Source organism: Microbacterium sp., assembly GCF_035277845.1.
In the GTDB taxonomy this organism is placed as follows: domain Bacteria; phylum Actinomycetota; class Actinomycetes; order Actinomycetales; family Microbacteriaceae; genus Microbacterium.
The window spans coordinates 1-17,538 of record NZ_DATEJS010000359.1; the positions used below are offsets into that span (position 1 = coordinate 1).

At 67.9% G+C, this 17,538-nt stretch carries 28 protein-coding genes; 27 read left to right on the top strand and 1 reads right to left on the bottom strand.

What is annotated here, in order from left to right:
• A partial coding sequence (locus tag VJR25_RS15735; RefSeq protein WP_414683805.1) for an ABC transporter transmembrane domain-containing protein occupies nucleotides 1-441 on the bottom strand: 441 nt, incomplete at its 3' end.
• A gap of 563 nt (nucleotides 442-1,004) precedes the next feature.
• Between VJR25_RS15735 and VJR25_RS15740 the strand changes: the two genes are divergently transcribed.
• The 27 genes from VJR25_RS15740 to VJR25_RS15870 all read left to right on the top strand — a co-directional run.
• Nucleotides 1,005-1,649: a transglycosylase SLT domain-containing protein gene (locus VJR25_RS15740; protein WP_324116736.1), complete on the top strand. Its 645-nt coding sequence runs from the start codon at nucleotides 1,005-1,007 to the stop codon at nucleotides 1,647-1,649.
• A gap of 86 nt (nucleotides 1,650-1,735) precedes the next feature.
• Nucleotides 1,736-2,677, top strand: coding sequence for an ABC transporter ATP-binding protein (locus VJR25_RS15745; RefSeq protein WP_324116737.1), 942 nt, complete (start codon nucleotides 1,736-1,738; stop codon nucleotides 2,675-2,677).
• On the top strand, nucleotides 2,674-3,561 hold the full coding sequence (locus VJR25_RS15750) for an ABC transporter permease (RefSeq protein WP_324116739.1): 888 nt from the start codon (nucleotides 2,674-2,676) through the stop codon (nucleotides 3,559-3,561). Before VJR25_RS15745 ends, VJR25_RS15750 begins: the two co-directional genes overlap by 4 nt.
• A complete protein-coding gene (locus VJR25_RS15755; protein ID WP_324116741.1) occupies nucleotides 3,558-4,382 on the top strand; it encodes an ABC transporter permease in 825 nt (274 codons plus the stop codon). Before VJR25_RS15750 ends, VJR25_RS15755 begins: the two co-directional genes overlap by 4 nt.
• 5 nt (nucleotides 4,383-4,387) lie before the next feature.
• Nucleotides 4,388-4,849, top strand: coding sequence for a VanZ family protein (locus VJR25_RS15760; protein WP_324116743.1), 462 nt, complete (start codon nucleotides 4,388-4,390; stop codon nucleotides 4,847-4,849).
• 78 nt (nucleotides 4,850-4,927) lie between these two features.
• Nucleotides 4,928-6,775 carry a DUF4012 domain-containing protein gene (locus VJR25_RS15765; protein ID WP_324116745.1) on the top strand — a complete coding sequence of 616 codons (1,848 nt, stop codon included), beginning with the start codon at nucleotides 4,928-4,930 and terminating at the stop codon, nucleotides 6,773-6,775.
• 423 nt (nucleotides 6,776-7,198) lie between these two features.
• Nucleotides 7,199-7,507, top strand: a complete 309-nt coding sequence (rpsJ, locus tag VJR25_RS15770) for a 30S ribosomal protein S10 (protein ID WP_039403048.1) — start codon at nucleotides 7,199-7,201, stop codon at nucleotides 7,505-7,507.
• Nucleotides 7,508-7,515: 8 nt separating this feature from the next.
• Nucleotides 7,516-8,175 (top strand): 50S ribosomal protein L3, encoded by a 660-nt coding sequence (rplC, locus tag VJR25_RS15775; protein WP_324116748.1) that lies wholly within the window; start codon nucleotides 7,516-7,518, stop codon nucleotides 8,173-8,175.
• 2 nt (nucleotides 8,176-8,177) lie between these two features.
• Nucleotides 8,178-8,840: a 50S ribosomal protein L4 gene (gene rplD / locus VJR25_RS15780; RefSeq protein WP_324116750.1), complete on the top strand. Its 663-nt coding sequence runs from the start codon at nucleotides 8,178-8,180 to the stop codon at nucleotides 8,838-8,840.
• Nucleotides 8,837-9,148, top strand: a complete 312-nt coding sequence (gene rplW, locus VJR25_RS15785; protein ID WP_324116752.1) for a 50S ribosomal protein L23 — start codon at nucleotides 8,837-8,839, stop codon at nucleotides 9,146-9,148. Before rplD ends, rplW begins: the two co-directional genes overlap by 4 nt.
• Nucleotides 9,149-9,172: 24 nt before the next feature.
• Nucleotides 9,173-10,012 (top strand): 50S ribosomal protein L2, encoded by an 840-nt coding sequence (gene rplB, locus VJR25_RS15790; protein ID WP_324116754.1) that lies wholly within the window; start codon nucleotides 9,173-9,175, stop codon nucleotides 10,010-10,012.
• A gap of 12 nt (nucleotides 10,013-10,024) precedes the next feature.
• Complete coding sequence (gene rpsS, locus VJR25_RS15795) at nucleotides 10,025-10,306, top strand: 30S ribosomal protein S19 (RefSeq protein ID WP_022889728.1); 282 nt, start codon at nucleotides 10,025-10,027, stop codon at nucleotides 10,304-10,306.
• Nucleotides 10,307-10,329: 23 nt separating this feature from the next.
• The gene (gene rplV, locus VJR25_RS15800; protein WP_039403027.1) at nucleotides 10,330-10,716 is read left to right on the top strand and encodes a 50S ribosomal protein L22; all 387 of its coding nucleotides are present in this window, start codon (nucleotides 10,330-10,332) and stop codon (nucleotides 10,714-10,716) included.
• Entirely contained in the window at nucleotides 10,716-11,471 is a 756-nt protein-coding gene (gene rpsC, locus VJR25_RS15805) for a 30S ribosomal protein S3 (RefSeq protein WP_039403021.1), read from the top strand. The genes rplV and rpsC overlap by 1 nt, the downstream gene beginning before the upstream one ends.
• Nucleotides 11,471-11,890: a 50S ribosomal protein L16 gene (gene rplP / locus VJR25_RS15810; RefSeq protein ID WP_324116759.1), complete on the top strand. Its 420-nt coding sequence runs from the start codon at nucleotides 11,471-11,473 to the stop codon at nucleotides 11,888-11,890. The genes rpsC and rplP overlap by 1 nt, the downstream gene beginning before the upstream one ends.
• On the top strand, nucleotides 11,890-12,231 hold the full coding sequence (rpmC, locus tag VJR25_RS15815; RefSeq protein WP_324116761.1) for a 50S ribosomal protein L29: 342 nt from the start codon (nucleotides 11,890-11,892) through the stop codon (nucleotides 12,229-12,231). The genes rplP and rpmC overlap by 1 nt, the downstream gene beginning before the upstream one ends.
• Nucleotides 12,231-12,551: a 30S ribosomal protein S17 gene (rpsQ, locus tag VJR25_RS15820; protein ID WP_324116762.1), complete on the top strand. Its 321-nt coding sequence runs from the start codon at nucleotides 12,231-12,233 to the stop codon at nucleotides 12,549-12,551. The genes rpmC and rpsQ overlap by 1 nt, the downstream gene beginning before the upstream one ends.
• A complete protein-coding gene (rplN, locus tag VJR25_RS15825) occupies nucleotides 12,548-12,916 on the top strand; it encodes a 50S ribosomal protein L14 (protein ID WP_324116763.1) in 369 nt (122 codons plus the stop codon). The genes rpsQ and rplN overlap by 4 nt, the downstream gene beginning before the upstream one ends.
• A 2-nt stretch (nucleotides 12,917-12,918) precedes the next feature.
• Complete coding sequence (rplX, locus tag VJR25_RS15830; RefSeq protein WP_324116765.1) at nucleotides 12,919-13,278, top strand: 50S ribosomal protein L24; 360 nt, start codon at nucleotides 12,919-12,921, stop codon at nucleotides 13,276-13,278.
• A complete protein-coding gene (gene rplE, locus VJR25_RS15835) occupies nucleotides 13,278-13,868 on the top strand; it encodes a 50S ribosomal protein L5 (RefSeq protein WP_324116767.1) in 591 nt (196 codons plus the stop codon). The genes rplX and rplE overlap by 1 nt, the downstream gene beginning before the upstream one ends.
• Before the next feature lie 186 nt (nucleotides 13,869-14,054).
• The gene (rpsH, locus tag VJR25_RS15840) at nucleotides 14,055-14,453 is read left to right on the top strand and encodes a 30S ribosomal protein S8 (protein WP_324116769.1); all 399 of its coding nucleotides are present in this window, start codon (nucleotides 14,055-14,057) and stop codon (nucleotides 14,451-14,453) included.
• A gap of 6 nt (nucleotides 14,454-14,459) precedes the next feature.
• Nucleotides 14,460-14,996: a 50S ribosomal protein L6 gene (gene rplF / locus VJR25_RS15845; protein WP_324116770.1), complete on the top strand. Its 537-nt coding sequence runs from the start codon at nucleotides 14,460-14,462 to the stop codon at nucleotides 14,994-14,996.
• A 2-nt stretch (nucleotides 14,997-14,998) separates the two neighbouring features.
• Complete coding sequence (gene rplR / locus VJR25_RS15850; protein ID WP_324116771.1) at nucleotides 14,999-15,358, top strand: 50S ribosomal protein L18; 360 nt, start codon at nucleotides 14,999-15,001, stop codon at nucleotides 15,356-15,358.
• Nucleotides 15,355-16,053: a 30S ribosomal protein S5 gene (rpsE, locus tag VJR25_RS15855; RefSeq protein WP_324116772.1), complete on the top strand. Its 699-nt coding sequence runs from the start codon at nucleotides 15,355-15,357 to the stop codon at nucleotides 16,051-16,053. The genes rplR and rpsE overlap by 4 nt, the downstream gene beginning before the upstream one ends.
• Nucleotides 16,053-16,238 (top strand): 50S ribosomal protein L30, encoded by a 186-nt coding sequence (rpmD, locus tag VJR25_RS15860; protein WP_039402995.1) that lies wholly within the window; start codon nucleotides 16,053-16,055, stop codon nucleotides 16,236-16,238. The genes rpsE and rpmD overlap by 1 nt, the downstream gene beginning before the upstream one ends.
• Complete coding sequence (gene rplO / locus VJR25_RS15865; RefSeq protein ID WP_324116775.1) at nucleotides 16,238-16,717, top strand: 50S ribosomal protein L15; 480 nt, start codon at nucleotides 16,238-16,240, stop codon at nucleotides 16,715-16,717. The genes rpmD and rplO overlap by 1 nt, the downstream gene beginning before the upstream one ends.
• Nucleotides 16,718-16,819: 102 nt before the next feature.
• On the top strand, nucleotides 16,820-17,538 hold a 719-nt coding region (locus VJR25_RS15870), incomplete at its 3' end, for a preprotein translocase subunit SecY (RefSeq protein WP_414683806.1).

Consider the following 17,538-nt stretch of genomic DNA (forward strand, 5'->3'; position numbering starts at 1 on the left):
CGCGAGGCCCTGCGTCAGCGCCGCGTACAGCAGGGTGGTGTCGGTGCCGACGCGCGAGACGAGGTCGCCGGTGCGCCGCGCATCGAACTCGCTGATCGGCAGGTGCAGGATGCGGGCGATGAGCCGGCGTCGGCTCGAGTAGACGACCGCGGTGCCGGTGCGCTGCAGCAGGTAGTGCTGGTAGCCGGAGATGAGGGATGCCGCGATGACGAGCGCCACCAGCACCCAGACCAGCGACCCGAGCGGGGCGGCGTGCTGCACGCGCGTGATGACCTGCCCGACGAGCAGGGGCTGGGCGAGGGAGGCCGCCGCGCCGATGATCGACAGCACGACGACGACGGCGATCACCTTCTTGTGCTCGAAGATGTACGGCAGCAGCTGCTTCAGGCTGGCGCGCGGGCCCTCCTGCTTGCGGCCGCGACGGAATGCGCTCATCGACATGGGGATGCCTCGGTGCTCGGGTGTCAGGGAACCCTCCGACGCTACGCCCGTTCCGCATGGGGTGCCCTGGGAACCGCGTTCGCCCGGCCGTCATGTGACCGTGCACGGCGCGGACCGATCCACCGACCGCGTGTGACTGGTGTGACCTGTGTGGTGGATGGGATTCCATCGGGACCGCCGGGTATGCCGAATCCGGCTTCTCACGGTTTCCTCATTTCGCGTTCCAACCTCCCGTCCAGCCGCGTGTTTCCGCGGCTTTTGTGTACCTCCACAAATGCTGATCCGGCCTCCGACCAGGGCATTTGGAGGAAAATGCCAGGGTTCGTCCCTAGCGTGATCGGGTCCTCGCGTCGCGCGGCGCACGGTCCTGGGCCTTACCCGAAATCTGGCTCGACCGTGATCCTCACGGCGTCATGGATGCCATCGCGTTCCGACATCCCGAATGCCCGGGCCGGTGGCGACCAACCTGCACGGAAGCCGTGTCCCGAACGCTGCTCCCGCTCCTCGGACGTGCCCCTGCGCCCGAGCTGGACAAGGCAGGGAACAACGAACATCGGAGACCCGTGCGCCTTCGCACCTTCCCCCTCGCCCGCGCCGTCGCCGGTGGCGCGCTCGCCCTGGCGGCCACTCTGGCCATCAGCGCGGTGCCGAGCCAGCAGGCCGCCGCCGCCACCTTCGTCCCCTCGCCGTCGGATTTTCCGGCGGCTTTGTCGTATAGCACCGACCACACCGTGATCTCCGTGATCGATCTGCAGCAGGCCCACGTCGCGCAGCCTGCGGCCCACGTGCCCGCTGCGCCCGCGTCGACGCGCAAGCCGATCACCGTGAAGAAGTTCACGCCCGACCCCGTGGTGGCGGTCGTGCACAAGTCGGCCGCCGTCAGCGCCGGCCCCGTCGTGAACTACTCCGGTGCCGACCCCCGCGCCATCGCCCAGGGCATGCTCGCCGGGTACGGCTGGGGCGCGAGCCAGATGCCGTGCCTGAACTCGCTCTGGAACCGCGAGTCCGGCTGGAACGTCCACGCCTCGAACCCGTCCGGTGCCTACGGCATCCCGCAGGCGCTGCCCGGCTCGAAGATGTCGTCGGCCGGCCCGGACTGGGCGAACAACCCCACCACCCAGATCCGCTGGGGTCTCAACTACATCAAGGGCACCTACGGCTCGCCCTGCGCGGCCTGGGGACACTCCCAGTCCACCGGCTGGTACTGACCCGGCCGACCGGCTCGCGCGGCGCCTCGTCCCGGACGCGGCGCCGCGCCGGAGCCGATGTCTGAGGGTCGCCGTAGACTCGTCCGGTGCCCGAATCCGTCATCTCCGCCAAGAACCTCCGCAAGGCCTACAAGGTCAAGGGCGCGGCGGATTTCCTCGCCGTCGACGGGCTCGACTTCGAGGTCGCACCGGGGGAGTCGTTCGGACTGCTCGGCCCGAACGGCGCGGGCAAGTCGACCACGATGAAGATGATCGGCGCGGTGTCGACCCGCTCCGGCGGCGACCTCAGCATCCTCGGCCTCGACCCCGATCGGCACGGCCCCGAGATCCGCTCGCGCCTGGGCGTCGTCCCCCAGCAGGACAACCTGGACGGCGAGCTCAACTGCCGCGAGAACCTCTTCATCTACGGCCGGTACTTCGGGATGCCGGCCAAGCACTGCCACGCGAAGGCCGATGAGCTGCTGGCGTTCGCGCAGCTCGAGGACAAGGCCGCCAGCAAGGTCGACGCCCTCTCCGGCGGCATGAAGCGCCGGCTCACGATCGCCCGCGGCCTCGTGAACGACCCGCGCATCCTGCTGCTCGACGAGCCCACCACGGGTCTCGATCCGCAGGCGCGGCATGTGCTCTGGGACCGCCTGTTCCGTCTCAAGGAGCGCGGCACCACCCTGGTGCTCACCACGCACTACATGGACGAGGCCGAGCAGCTGTGCGACCGGCTCATCGTCGTCGACAAGGGGCGCATCATGGCCGAGGGCACCCCGGCATCCCTCATCCGCGACCACTCCAGCCGCGAGGTGCTCGAGGTGCGCTTCGGCGCCAGCAACAACGCGCAGGCCGCCACGCAGCTGCAGGGCATCGGCGACCGCGTCGAGGTGCTGCCCGACCGCATCCTCATCTACGCGCACAACGGCGAGGCGGCCCTCGAGGCGGTCACCGGCCGGGGCCTTCAGCCGCTCACCAGCCTTGTGCGCCGATCCTCGCTCGAAGACGTCTTCCTGCGGCTGACCGGAAGGTCGCTGATCGAATGACGGATGCCGCCTCCCGCACCTCCGCTCCGGGTGCCGTCCGCGCGCAGCCGGGCCTCGCCGAGCTGCGCGCCGAGGCCCTGGCCTGGGGCCGCAGGCCGCGTCGCAGCGGCTCGCTGTATGTCGCCGAGCACGTGGTCCGCGCCATGCGCGCGTACGGCTGGACGATCATCATCGGCGCGCTCGGCCAGCCGATCCTGTACCTGCTCGGCCTCGCGGTCGGGCTCGCCTCGCTCATCAGGGGCGAGGTCACGGATGCCTGGGGCGGCTCCGTGGGCTACCTCACCTTCGTCGCGCCCGCACTGCTGATGACGGCCGGCATCCAGGTCGCAAGCGAGGAGTTCAGCTACCCGGTGATGGACGGCTTCAAGTGGCGCCGCTTCTACTACGGGTTCAGCGCGTCGCCCATCGCCCCCGCGCAGATCGCGTCCGGCGTGGTGATCGGGGCCTCCGCGCGGGTGCTCACCGCCGTGGGCGGCTACTTCGTGTTCCTCGTGCTGTTCCGGGCCGTGCCGCACGGCGGAACCGGGTGGCTGGCGATCCCCGTCGGCATCCTCGCGGCGCTGGCGTTCGGGATGCCGCTGCTCGCCTACGCCGCGTCGATCACGAACGAGATGGGCCAGTTCGCCCTGGTGCAGCGGTTCGTCTTCATGCCGATGTTCCTGTTCTCGGGCACGTTCTACCCGCTCACCGCGCTGCCGGTCTGGCTGCAGTGGATCGGCTGGATCTCGCCGCTGTGGCACGCCACCGAGCTCGGCCGCGTGCTCACCTACGGCGCCCAGGAGCCCGTGTGGCTCACCGTCGTGCACGTCGCGTACCTCGGCGCGCTCGCGCTCACCGGGTACCTGCTGGCCCGGCGCCGGTACGAACGGAGGCTCGGCGAATGACCGTCCTGACGCCGGCGCGCGCCGCCCGCCTGCGGGCCGGGGGAGTGCGAGCGCTCTACGCGGGCAACCCCCGCTCGGTCGTGCAGCGCGGCCTCATCGCCGCGCGCTCCTCGAGCTGGGCCGTGGTGCTCTCCGGCTTCTTCGAGCCGGTGCTGTACCTCGCCTCGATGGGCATCGGCCTCGGGTCGCTCGTCGGCAGGATCCACACGGATGCCGGCGACATCTCGTATGCCGCCTACATCGCGCCTGCCCTGCTCGCGGTCTCGGCGATGAACGGCGCCATCTACGACTCCACGTGGAACGTGTTCTTCAAGCTGCGCCACGCGAAGCTCTACGAGGGGATGCTGGCGACCTCGCTCGGACCGCTCGACGTCGCCCTCGGCGAGATCCTCTACGCCATGCTGCGCGGCCTCGTGTACGCGGCGGGCTTCATGGTCATCATGGAGATCTTCGGGCTCAACCTCGCCTGGACGGCGATCCTCGCGCTGCCGGCCGTGCTCGTCATCGCGTTCGGCTTCGCGTCGCTCGGCATGGCGGTCACGAGCTACATGAAGGTCTTCCAGCAGATGGACCTCATCAACTTCGTGCTGCTGCCCATGTTCCTGTTCTCGGCGACCTTCTACCCGATCACCGTCTACCCGGGGTGGGTGCAGTGGATCGTGATGTCCTTCCCGCTCTGGCACGGCGTGGAGCTCGTGCGCGGGCTCACCACGGGGCTCCTCGACTGGACGATGCTCGTGCACCTCGGCTACTACGTGCTGATGATCGCGATCGGGCTCGTGTTCACCACCCGGCGCCTGCGCGCCCTCTTCCTGGACTGAGGCCGATGCACGCCGAGCCGCTCCTCACCGCCTCCCGCCGCCGCGCCCGATCCTGGACGGTGCGCGGGATGCTGGCCGCGTACACCGCGTTCGTGCTGTGCATCACGATGGCGCCCGACCTGCAGGACTACGGGGTCGACGGCACGGCCTACCGCATCCTGACCGTGCTGCACACGCTCGGCGTCCCGGCGTCGTTCGGGTTCGCCGAACTCGAGTTCACCGCGAACATCGGCATGTTCGTGCCCCTCGGGATGCTGCTCGCCCTCGCCCTGCCATCCCGCCGGGTGTGGTGGGGACTGCTCGTGCTGCCCGCGTTCTCGACGGCGATCGAGATCACCCAGGGGCTGTTCCTGCCCGACCGGGTGGCCGATCCGCGGGACGTGCTCTCCAACGGTCTCGGCGGGGCCATCGGGCTGCTGCTCGCCGTCGGCGTCCGCGCGGCCGCGCGACGGCTGTACCGCCGCTGACGCCCGGGGCCGCGACACGGGGCTCCCGCGAAGCAGATTCACATCGTGGCCGGGGCATCCGGCTGATTTGATGGTCCCGTGTCCAGCAGCGCCCCGCACAGCCACTCGTCCGACGGTCCCGGTCGTCGTCGCCGGCGCCATCGGCGCTGGCCGTGGATCACCCTCGCATGCGTGCTGCTGGTGCTCGGGGTGATCGGCGTCGTGGGATTCCTCTTCGTCCGGGAGGCCCTGTCGGTGAAGGACGACCTCGTCGCCGCGAAGACCGAGCTCGGCACCATCACCGGCGCCGTGCAGACCGGCGACACGTCGCAGCTGCTCGCGGCCAGCGAGAACGCGCTGTCGCACACGACCCACGCGAACGCGACCGTGCAGGGGCCGCTCTGGCACGTCGCCGTGAAGATCCCGGTGATCGGGCAGAACGTCGCGGCGATCCAGGACACCACGAGGGCCGCGCAGATCCTCGCGAAGGAGGCCCTGCCCGCCGCGGTGAAGCTGGTGACCACGCTGAACCTCAAGACCCTCAAGGTCGCGGGCGGCGGCATCAACCTGAAGCCGATCCAGGAGGCCGCGGCCGACCTGCCCGTGCTGCGGCACGCGTTCGCCGACGCGCAGGCCGCCGTCGCGGGGATCGACCGCAGCACCCTCAACCCCGCGGTGGACGGCTCGATCGGTCAGCTCCTGGACATCATCGACCAGGCCGGGCCCGCCCTCGCGGACGTCGAGAAGAACCTGCCGACGCTGATCGACCTCGCCGGTGGCCACGGCGCGCGGCGGTACATGATCATCTTCCAGAACAACGCCGAGATCCGCGCCACCGGGGGCAACGCCGCCAACACGGCCATCCTCATCGTGCACAACGGGCGGATGAAGCTCGTCGACGACGCGCAGACCCGGGCGTACAAGGTCGCCGAGTACACCGGAGTGGGATCGCCGTACCCGCTGCCGGCGAAGACCCGCAAGCTGTACGAGTGGGACTACACGCTCTACGCGCAGAACTTCACCCGCACCCCCGACTTCCCCACGACGGCGAAGCTGTTCTCGGGCCTGTGGACGAAGGTCACCCACACGAAGCTCGACGGGGTCGTCTCGGTCGACCCCGTGGCGCTGGCGCGCATGCTGCAGGTGACCGGTCCGGTCTCGCTGCCGGACGGCTCGAAGATCGGGTCCGGCAACGCCGTGAAGCTGCTGCTGAGCGACGTGTATGCGCGGTTCGGCCGCGACACCAAGGGCTCCGACGCGTACTTCGGACAGGTGACCTCGCGGGTCTTCAACCGGATCGCCGCCGGCGGCTGGAGCCCCACCCGGATGCTCGCCGCATTCCAGTGGGGCATCTCCCAGCAGCGCATCTACGCCTGGTTCACCCGGCCGGCCGAGCAGGCGCTGTCGGTGCAGACCGGCACCGACGGCATCCTGCTCGGCAGCAACGCGAAGGTCTCGCAGGTCGGGGTGTACCTCAACGACTCGTCGCACAGCAAGCTCGAGTACTACCTGAAGACGCGCACCTCGGTCACGTGCGACGCCGTCGCCCGCACGGTCACCACGACCGTCACGATGACGAGCTCGGTGCCGGGGCCCCAGCTCAACGCGTTCACGCTCGGCGGGCGCAACTGGGTGTACCACATCCCGAGCACCACGATGCTGCTGGACGTGCTCGGCTTCGCGCTTCCCGGCGGCACCATCACGAGCCATCCGCAGCAGGGCGATCTCGCCTTCTGGACCCGGTCCGGAACCGAGCTCGGCCGCGACGCGCGCAGCATCTCCGTCACCCTGCCGATGGGCAAGACGAAGAAGGTCTCGTTCACCTCGACGGTGCCGCGGGGCGACCTCGGACCTCTGTCGGTGCGCTTCTCGCCGACGGTCACCGGCACCCCGGTCTCGGTCGCCGGCAGCTGCAACGCGCTGTTCCCGCCGAGTCACCCGCAGTGACACGCGCACGACACGCCCGAGTTTGCGACACGCCCGGGCGACACGTAGACTAGTCAGGTTCCACATTCTGCGGCGCGCTCAGGCGTGCGGCGGATCACTGCCAGGGCAGTGCACAGGGCGGCGCCACCGAGCGCGAGAACCTGGGCCGCGGGCAGCAGAACGAGTACTGAGCGAGGGCGAAGCCCGAGACGAAGTGCGACTGATCCCGACTCCCTTTCCTGCGAGAGCAGGCGCATCCGTGCGTCAGGGGGCAGGATGCCGGACGCCTCGGCATGCCGCGGCTCCGGTTTGACATCAGAACAGTGGTGCAGCATCACCCGCCCAGCGGGTGTGAGTGCCCTGGTGGGAGCGCAGCAGCGCATCCACCATCGTGCGTCCAATGCGTTCACGACGTATGACGCGAGAAAGAGAGTGAGCAGACAAATGGCGGGACAGAAGATCCGCATTCGCCTGAAGTCGTACGACCACGCGGGGCTGGACAGCTCGGCGCGCAAGATCGTCGACACCGTGACCCGTGCCGGCGCCACCGTGGTGGGCCCCGTGCCGCTTCCGACCGAGAAGAACGTCGTGTGCGTCATCCGGTCGCCCCACAAGTACAAGGACAGCCGCGAGCACTTCGAGATGCGCACCCACAAGCGTCTGATCGACATCGTCGACCCGACGCCCAAGGCCGTCGACTCGCTGATGCGCCTTGACCTTCCGGCCGATGTCAACATCGAGATCAAGCTCTGAGGTTCGACATGGCTGACATCAACAACAAGATTTCCAAGGGTCTGCTGGGCACCAAGCTCGGCATGACGCAGGTCTGGAACGACCAGGGCAAGCTCGTCCCGGTCACCGTCATCGAGATCGCGCCCAACGTGGTCACGCAGGTCCGCAGCCTCGAGAAGGACGGCTACAACGCCGTCCAGATCGCCGCCGGCCAGATCGACCCCCGCAAGGTCACCCAGCCCCTCACCGGTCACTTCGAGGCCGCCGGCGTCACGCCGCGCCGCCACGTGACCGAGGTGCGCACCGCCGACGCCGCTGACTACTCACTCGGTCAGGAACTGTCGGTCGAGGGCCTGTTCGAGGCCGGCCAGCTGGTCGACGTCGTCGGCACCAGCAAGGGCAAGGGCACCGCGGGTGTCATGAAGCGCCACAACTTCAAGGGCGTCTCCGCTTCGCACGGTGCTCACCGCAACCACCGCAAGCCCGGTTCGATCGGTGCCTCCTCGACGCCCAGCCGCGTCTTCAAGGGCATGCGCATGGCCGGCCGCATGGGTGGCGAGCGCGTGACCGTCCTCAACCTCACGGTGCACGCCGTCGACGCCGAGAAGGGTCTGCTGCTCGTCAAGGGCGCCGTCCCCGGTGCTCGTGGCCGCATCGTCTACGTCCGCAACGCAGTGAAGGGTGCCTGAACATGGCTGACTCGACTCTCGCGCTCGACGTCGTGAAGGCCGACGGCAAGAAGGCCGGCTCCGTGGAGCTGCCCGCCGACATCTTCGACGTCAAGACGAACATCCCCCTGATCCACCAGGTCGTCGTCGCGCAGCTCGCCGCAGCGCGTCAGGGCACCCACTCGACCAAGCGTCGCGGTGAGGTCTCCGGCTCGGGCCGCAAGCCCTTCAAGCAGAAGGGCACCGGCAACTCGCGTCAGGGCTCGATCCGCGCACCTGAGCACACCGGTGGTGGCATCGTCCACGGCCCGAAGCCGCGCGACTACTCGCAGCGCACCCCCAAGAAGATGATCTCCGCCGCTCTGCTGGGCTCGCTCAGCGACCGCGCGCGCGGTGAGCGTCTGCACGTCGTCGAGTCCTTCGGCATCGAGGGCAAGCCCTCGACCAAGGCCGCCGCCGCCGTGCTCTCGGGTCTCGGCGCCCAGAAGAACGTGCTCGTCGTCATCGACCGCGAAGACGACCTGACCGTCCTCAGCGTCCGCAACCTCGCGTACGTGCACGTGCTGAGCTTCGACCAGCTGAACGCCTACGACGTGCTCGTCTCCGACGACATCGTCTTCACCAAGGCAGCCTACGACGCCTTCGTCGCGTCCAAGAGCGCCGCTACTTCGGAGGTCTCGGCATGACCGCGCTGGACAACGCGCAGAACAAGGACCCGCGCGACATCATCCTCAAGCCGGTGGTCTCTGAGAAGAGCTACGGCCTGATCGACGAGGGCAAGTACACGTTCATCGTGGACCCCCGTGCGAACAAGACCGAGATCAAGCTGGCGATCGAGAAGATCTTCGGCGTCAAGGTCGCTTCGGTCAACACGCTCAACCGCGTCGGCAAGGCCCGCCGCACCCGCTTCGGCATCGGCAAGCGCAAGGACACCAAGCGCGCCGTCGTCACGCTGAAGTCGGGCACCATCGACATCTTCACGGCCGTCGGCTGACAGTCGGGATAGAGGACAGAACACATGGCTATTCGCAAGTACAAGCCCACGACGCCCGGTCGTCGCGGCTCGTCGGTGGCCGACTTCGCCGAGATCACCCGGTCGACGCCTGAGAAGTCGCTGCTGCGTCCGCTGTCGAAGACCGGCGGCCGCAACAACCAGGGCCGCATCACCACCCGCCACATCGGTGGTGGCCACAAGCGCCAGTACCGCGTCATCGACTTCCGTCGCAACGACAAGGACGGCATCAACGCCAAGGTCGCGCACATCGAGTACGACCCCAACCGCACCGCGCGCATCGCGCTGCTGCACTACTTCGACGGCGAGAAGCGCTACATCCTCGCGCCGAACAAGCTGCAGCAGGGTGACATCGTGGAGTCGGGCGCCTCGGCCGACATCAAGCCCGGCAACAACCTGCCGCTGAAGAACATCCCCACCGGTACCGTGATCCACGCCATCGAGCTGCGTCCCGGCGGCGGGGCGAAGATCGCCCGTTCGGCCGGCGCCTCGGTGCGTCTGGTCGCCAAGGACGGTCCGTACGCTCAGCTGCGCATGCCCTCCGGCGAGATCCGCAACGTCGACGCGCGCTGCCGCGCGACGATCGGCGAGGTCGGCAACGCCGAGCAGTCGAACATCAACTGGGGCAAGGCCGGCCGCAACCGCTGGCGCGGCATCCGCCCGACCGTCCGCGGTGTCGCCATGAACCCGGTCGACCACCCGCACGGTGGTGGTGAGGGCAAGACGTCCGGTGGTCGTCACCCGGTGTCGCCGTGGGGTCAGGCTGAGGGCCGCACCCGTCACGCGAACAAGGAAAGCGACAAGTACATCGTGCGTCGTCGCAACGCCGGCAAGAAGCGCAAGTAGGAGTAAGAGAAGATGCCTCGCAGTCTCAAGAAGGGCCCCTTCGTCGACGAGCACCTGCTTCGCAAGGTGGTCGTGCAGAACGAAGCCGGCAGCAAGAACGTCATCAAGACGTGGTCGCGCCGCTCGATGATCATCCCGGCCATGCTCGGCCACACGATCGCCGTGCACGACGGCCGCAAGCACATCCCGGTGTTCGTCACCGAGACGATGGTCGGCCACAAGCTGGGCGAGTTCGCGCCCACCCGCACCTTCCGCGGCCACGTGAAGGACGACAAGAAGGGCCGCCGCCGCTGACGCGGGGGCAAGAGGAGAGAGAAATGGTGGAGTCCATCGCCAAGGTGCGACACATCCGCGTGACCCCTCAGAAGGCTCGTCGTGTTGTCGCCCTCATCAAGGGGAAGCAGGCCGAAGAGGCCCTCGCGATCCTCAAGTTCGCGCAGCAGAGCGCGAGCGACCCGATCTACAAGCTGGTCGAGTCGGCCGTCGCCAACGCCCGCGTCAAGGCGGACAACGCCGGCGAGTACCTCGACGAGCGCGACCTGTTCGTGAAGAACGCGTTCGTGGACGAGGGGACGACGCTCAAGCGTTTCCAGCCCCGCGCCCAGGGCCGCGCGTTCCAGATCAAGAAGCGCACGAGCCACATCACCGTGGTGCTCGCGACGCCCGAACTGGCCGAGAACAGCAACAAGAAGGCGAGCAAGTAATGGGACAGAAGGTCAACCCGTACGGCTTCCGCCTCGGAATCACGACCGACCACGTGTCGCGCTGGTTCTCGGACTCGACGAAGCCGGGCCAGCGTTACGCCGACTACGTCGCCGAGGACATCAAGATCCGTCGTCTGCTGCAGACGCAGCTCGACCGCGCCGGCGTCTCGAACATCGAGATCGAGCGCACGCGTGACCGCGTCCGCGTCGACATCCACACCGCCCGTCCGGGCATCGTGATCGGTCGCCGCGGCGCCGAGGCCGAGCGCATCCGCGCCGACCTCGAGAAGCTCACCGGCAAGCAGATCCAGCTGAACATCCTCGAGGTGCGCAACCCCGAGGCCGACGCGCAGCTGGTCGCCCAGGGCATCGCCGAGCAGCTGAGCGCCCGCGTGGCGTTCCGCCGCGCGATGCGCAAGGGCCTGCAGGGCGCGCAGCGCGCCGGCGCCAAGGGCGTCCGCATCCAGGTCTCCGGCCGTCTCGGCGGCGCCGAGATGAGCCGGTCGGAGTTCTACCGCGAGGGTCGTGTGCCGCTGCACACGCTGCGCGCGAACATCGACTACGGCTTCTACGAGGCCAAGACCACCTTCGGCCGCATCGGCGTGAAGGTCTGGATCTACAAGGGCGACCTGACCAACAAGGAGCTCGCACGCGAGCAGGCCAACGCGCCGAAGTCCCGCGGTCGTGACGACCGCGGCGACCGCCGCCGTGGCCCGCGCAACGAGGCCCCTGTCGCAGAAGGAGCATCGGCGTAATGCTTATCCCCCGTAAAGTCAAGTACCGCAAGCAGCACCACCCGGGCCGCAGCGGCCAGGCCACCGGCGGCACGAAGGTCACCTTCGGCGAGTTCGGCATCCAGGCGCTCACCCCGGCGTATGTGACCAACCGTCAGATCGAGTCCGCTCGTATCGCGATGACCCGTCACATCAAGCGTGGCGGCAAGGTGTGGATCAACATCTACCCGGACCGTCCGCTCACCAAGAAGCCGGCCGAAACCCGCATGGGTTCCGGTAAGGGCTCGCCCGAGTGGTGGGTCGCCAACGTCAAGCCCGGCCGCGTCCTCTTCGAGGTCGCCGGTGTCAACGAGCAGCTGGCCCGTGAGGCCCTGCAGCGGGCAATCCACAAGCTGCCCCTGAAGGCACGCATCATCAAGCGCGAGGAGGGCGACGCGTAATGGCGATCGGCACCAAGGAGCTCGCCCCCAGCGAGCTGGACACGTTCGAGGACCAGCGCCTCGTTGACGAGCTGCGCAAGGCCAAGGAGGAGCTGTTCAACCTGCGCTTCCAGTCGGCCACCGGCCAGCTCGAGAGCCACGGCCGCATCCGTGCGGTCAAGCGCGACATCGCGCGGCTCTACACCGTCATCCGTGAGCGCGAGCTCGGCATCCGTGCCACGCCCGCGCCCGTCGAGACGACGAAGGCGAAGCGCCGCACTGAGCGAGCGGAGCGAGACGAAGTGAAGAAGGCCAAGAAGGCGGATGACGCCTCCGAGGCCGTGAAGGAAGAGACTGAGTGATGGCTGCTGCAGACAAGACGGCCGAGGCCGGCCACGAGCACGCCGAGCACGACGTCCGCGACGAGAACGCCCGTGGTTACCGCAAGGCGCGCCGCGGCTACGTCGTCAGCGACAAGATGGACAAGACGATCGTCGTCGAGGTCGAGGACCGCGTGAAGCACCCCCTCTACGGCAAGGTCATCCGTCGCACGTCGAAGGTCAAGGCGCACGACGAGAACAACACCGCCGGCATCGGCGACCTCGTCCTCATCAACGAGACCCGTCCGCTGTCGGCCACGAAGCGCTGGCGTCTGGTCGAGATCCTGGAGAAGGCAAAGTGATCCAGACCGAATCCCGACTCAAGGTCGCCGACAACACCGGTGCCAAGGAGATCCTCACCATCCGCGTGCTCGGCGGCTCGAACCGCCGCTACGCGGGTCTCGGCGACGTCATCGTCGCCACGGTGAAGGATGCCATCCCCGGTGGCAACGTGAAGAAGGGCGACGTCGTCAAGGCGGTCGTCGTCCGCACCGTGAAGCAGACGCGCCGCGCAGACGGCTCGTACATCAAGTTCGACGAGAACGCCGCCGTCATCCTGAAGAACGACGGGGAGCCCCGCGGCACCCGCATCTTCGGACCGGTCGGTCGTGAGCTTCGTGACAAGAAGTTCATGAAGATCGTCTCGCTCGCCCCGGAGGTTATCTGATCATGGCGAAGATCAAGAAGGGCGATCTCGTCCAGGTCATCACCGGCAAGAAGCAGGACAAGGGCGGTGACCGCGGCAAGCAGGGCAAGGTCCTCGAGATCCTGTCCGAGCAGAACCGCGTGATCGTCGAGGGCGTGAACTACATCACGAAGCACAACCGCGTCGGCCAGACCCAGCGCGGCACCAAGACCGGCGGCATCGAGACGTTCGAGGCGCCGATCCACATCTCCAACGTGGCCCTGGTGGACCCCGAGACGAAGAAGCCGACCCGTGTCGGTCACCGCGTCGAGGAGCAGATCAAGGACGGCCACAAGCGCACCGTCCGCGTGCGCTACGCCAAGAAGAGCGGCAAGGACCTCTGATGAGCACTGACACTGCCGTGGAGGCTGGCAAGATCCAGCCCCGCCTGAAGCAGAAGTACAACACCGAGATCCGGAAGGCTCTGCAGGACGAGTTCGGCTACGCCAACGTCATGCAGATCCCCGGCCTGGTCAAGGTCGTCGTCAACACCGGTGTCGGTGAGGCGGCTCGCGACAGCAAGGTGATCGATGGTGCGGTCGACGACCTCACCAAGATCACCGGCCAGAAGCCGATCGTCACCAAGGCACGCAAGTCCATCGCGCAGTTCAAGCTGCGCGAGGGGCAGCCCATCGGCGCGCACGTCACGCTGCGCGGCGACCGTGCCTGGGAGTTCCTGGACCGTCTCGTGAACCTGGCGCTGCCGCGCATCCGCGACTTCCGCGGCCTGTCCGGCGCCCAGTTCGACGGTCACGGCAACTACACCTTCGGTCTGCAGGAGCAGTCGGTCTTCCACGAGATCGACCAGGACCGCATCGACCGCGTCCGCGGCTTCGACATCACCGTGGTCACCTCGGCGAACACCGACGACGAGGGTCGCGCGCTGCTCAAGGCGCTCGGCTTCCCGTTCCAGTCGGCTGACGCTCAGGCGTGATCTGACAGAATGGTGGGATGCCTGGGACGCGTGCCCAGGCATCCCGCTGTTCAGACAACTGAATAGCACTCCCAGACCGGTCGTCGAGCCGCGTTTCGTCTCGCTTCGCTCGCTCAACGACCGGTGCCTCAAGAAGGTCGGCTGTCGTGTAACGGCATCCGAAACCACTGATCAAAGGAACACATCATGACGATGACAGACCCGGTCGCAGACATGCTGACCCGTCTGCGCAACGCGAACTCGGCGCACCACGACACGGTCTCGCTGCCGAGCTCCAAGCTCAAGACCCACATCGCCGAGATCCTCAAGCTCGAGGGCTACATCGCCGACTGGTCCGTCGCCGACGCCCGCGTCGGTCAGACCCTGACCATGGAGCTGAAGTACGGCGGCAACCGCGAGCGTTCGATCGCGGGCATCAAGCGCGTCTCCAAGCCCGGCCTCCGCGTCTACGCGAAGTCGACCGAGCTGCCCAAGGTCCTCGGCGGCCTCGGCATCGCGATCCTGTCCACCTCCTCCGGTCTTCTCACCGACCGTCAGGCCGAGCAGAAGGGCGTGGGTGGGGAAGTCCTCGCCTACGTGTGGTGATCTGACATGTCGCGTATTGGACGTCTTCCCATCGACATCCCCGCCGGCGTGACCGTTTCGGTCGACGGCCAGGACGTCGCGGTCAAGGGCCCGAAGGGCGAGCTCGCGCTCACCGTCGCGCGCCCCATCGAGGTCAAGGTCGAGGAGAACCAGGTCGTGGTCTCCCGCCCCGACGACGAGCGCGCCTCGCGTTCGCTGCACGGCCTGACCCGCACCCTGATCAACAACAACATCATCGGCGTCACCCAGGGCTACTCCAAGGGCCTCGAGGTCGTCGGCACGGGTTACCGCGTGCAGCAGAAGGGCTCGTCCGTCGAGTTCGCGCTGGGCTTCTCGCACCCGGTGCTGGTCGACCCGCCGGCAGGCATCACCCTGACGGTCGAGGGCAACAACAAGCTCACCGTCAGCGGCATCGACAAGCAGGCCGTCGGCGAGGCGGCTGCGAACATCCGCAAGATCCGCAAGCCCGAGCCGTACAAGGGCAAGGGCGTGCGCTACGCCGGCGAGGTCGTGCGTCGCAAGGCCGGAAAGGCTGGTAAGTAATCATGGCTGTGAAGTCGAAGTCCGACGCGCGTGCGCGTCGTCACGCCCGCCTTCGCAAGAAGGTCGTCGGCACCGCCGAGCGTCCCCGCCTCGTCGTGACCCGTTCCGCGCGTCACGTCTTCGTGCAGGTCGTGGACGACAGCAAGGGCCACACCGTGGCATCCGCCTCGACCCTCGAGAACGACCTGCGCGCGCTCGACGGTGACAAGACCGCCAAGGCCCGCAAGGTCGGCGAGCTGGTCGCCGAGCGCGCCAAGGCCGCCGGTGTCGACGAGGTCGTGTTCGACCGCGGCGGCAACCGCTACGCCGGACGGGTCGCGGCGATCGCCGACGGCGCCCGCGAAGGAGGTCTGAACCTGTGAGCGATGCAACCAACACCAACGGAGCAACCGAAGTGACCGACGCCAGCCAGGCTCCGGCCGAGGCCGCTGCCGACACGCAGCGTGAGCGCGAGCCCCGCCGCGGCGGCCGCGAGCGCAACCCCCGCAACGACCGTGGGTCGCGCGACCGCAACGAGAGCCAGTTCCTCGAGCGCGTCGTCACGATCAACCGCGTCTCGAAGGTCGTCAAGGGCGGTCGCCGGTTCAGCTTCACCGCGCTCGTCGTCGTCGGCGACGGCAACGGCGTCGTGGGCGTCGGCTACGGCAAGGCCCGCGAGGTGCCCCTGGCCATCTCGAAGGGTGTCGAAGAGGCCAAGCGCAACTTCTTCCGCGTGCCCCGTTCCGGCTCCACCATCCCGCACCCGGTGCAGGGTGAGGCCGCCGCGGGCGTCGTGCTCCTCCGCCCGGCCGCTGCCGGTACCGGTGTCATCGCCGGTGGCCCGGTGCGCGCCGTCCTGGAGTGCGCCGGCATCCACGACGTCCTGTCGAAGTCGCTCGGTTCGTCGAACACGATCAACATCGTGCACGCGACCGTCGAGGCCCTGAAGCAGCTCGAGGAGCCGCGTGCGGTCGCCGCGCGTCGTGGCCTCGAGTTCGACCAGGTCGCCCCGGCCCGTCTCATCCGCGCCGAGGCCGAGCTGGCCGCCGCTGCGCGCGAGCAGAAGGTAGGTGCCTGATGGCCGCCCGTCTGAAGGTCACGCAGACAAAGTCCAAGGTGAGTGAGAAGCAGAACCAGCGCGACACGCTGCGTTCGCTCGGTCTCAAGCGGATCGGCGACTCGGTCGTCCGTCCCGACGACGCGCAGACGCGCGGCTACGTCAAGACCGTCGCCCACCTCGTCAAGGTTGAGGAGATCGACTAATGGCTGAGAAGAAGGAAGCCACGGCCGCCCGTCCGGGCGTGCTGAAGGTTCACCACCTGCGGCCGGTCCCCGGTGCCAACACCGCCAAGACCCGCGTGGGTCGCGGTGAGGGTTCGAAGGGCAAGACCGCGGGTCGCGGTACCAAGGGTACGAAGGCCCGCTACCAGGTTCGTCCCGGTTTCCAGGGCGGTCAGCTTCCGCTGCACATGCGTGCGCCGAAGCTGCGCGGGTTCAAGAACCCGTTCCGCGTGGAGTACCAGGTCGTCAACCTCGAGAAGCTCGCCGAGCTGTACCCGGCCGGCGGCGACGTCACCGTCGCCGACCTGGTCGCGAAGGGTGCCGTCCGCAAGAACGAGAAGGTCAAGGTGCTCGGCACCGGCGACATCTCGGTCAAGCTGAACGTCACCGTCGACAAGGTCTCGGGTTCGGCTGCCGAGAAGATCACGGCCGCCGGCGGAACCGTCACGGTCGCCGAGTAAGACCACTCGCAGAGGGGACTGGAGCATGCTCCAGTCCCCTCTTGGGTTAGCCTGGTAGCCGGTGCGCACTGTCGTACCGGCATCCCCTCTGGAGGAAACCTCTTGTTCAGCGCCATCGGGCGGGTCTTCCGCACCCCGGATCTGCGTCGGAAGATCGGCTTCACCCTGCTGATCATCGCGATCTATCGCTTCGGCGCACATGTGCCGACGCCGTTCGTCGACTTCAGCAACGCACAGCAGTGCTTGAAGGACAGCTCCGGCACCCAGGGCCTGCTCTCGCTGGTGAACCTCTTCTCGGGCGGGGCGCTGCTGCAGCTGTCGATCTTCGCGCTCGGCGTCATGCCGTACATCACCGCGACGATCATCGTGCAGCTGCTGCGCGTGGTGATCCCGCACTTCGAGACGCTCTACAAAGAGGGCCAGGCCGGCCAGGCCAAGCTCACCCAGTACACCCGCTACCTCACGATCGCCCTCGCGCTGCTGCAGTCGACGACCCTCGTCACGGTGGCCCGCAGCGGTCAGCTCTTCGGCAACAGCCCGGCGGCATCCTGCCAGCAGCTGCTGACCAACGACGCCTGGTGGGCGCAGCTGCTGATGATCCTCACGATGACCGCCGGCACCGGCCTCATCATGTGGTTCGCCGAGCTCGTCACCGAGAAGGGCGTCGGCAACGGCATGTCGATCCTCATCTTCACCTCGATCGCGGCGACCTTCCCGGCCGCGCTGTGGTCGATCTGGCAGTCGCGCGGCTTCGAGGTGTTCCTGCTCGTCATCCTCGTCGGGCTCGTCATCATCGCGCTGATCGTCTACGTCGAGCAGTC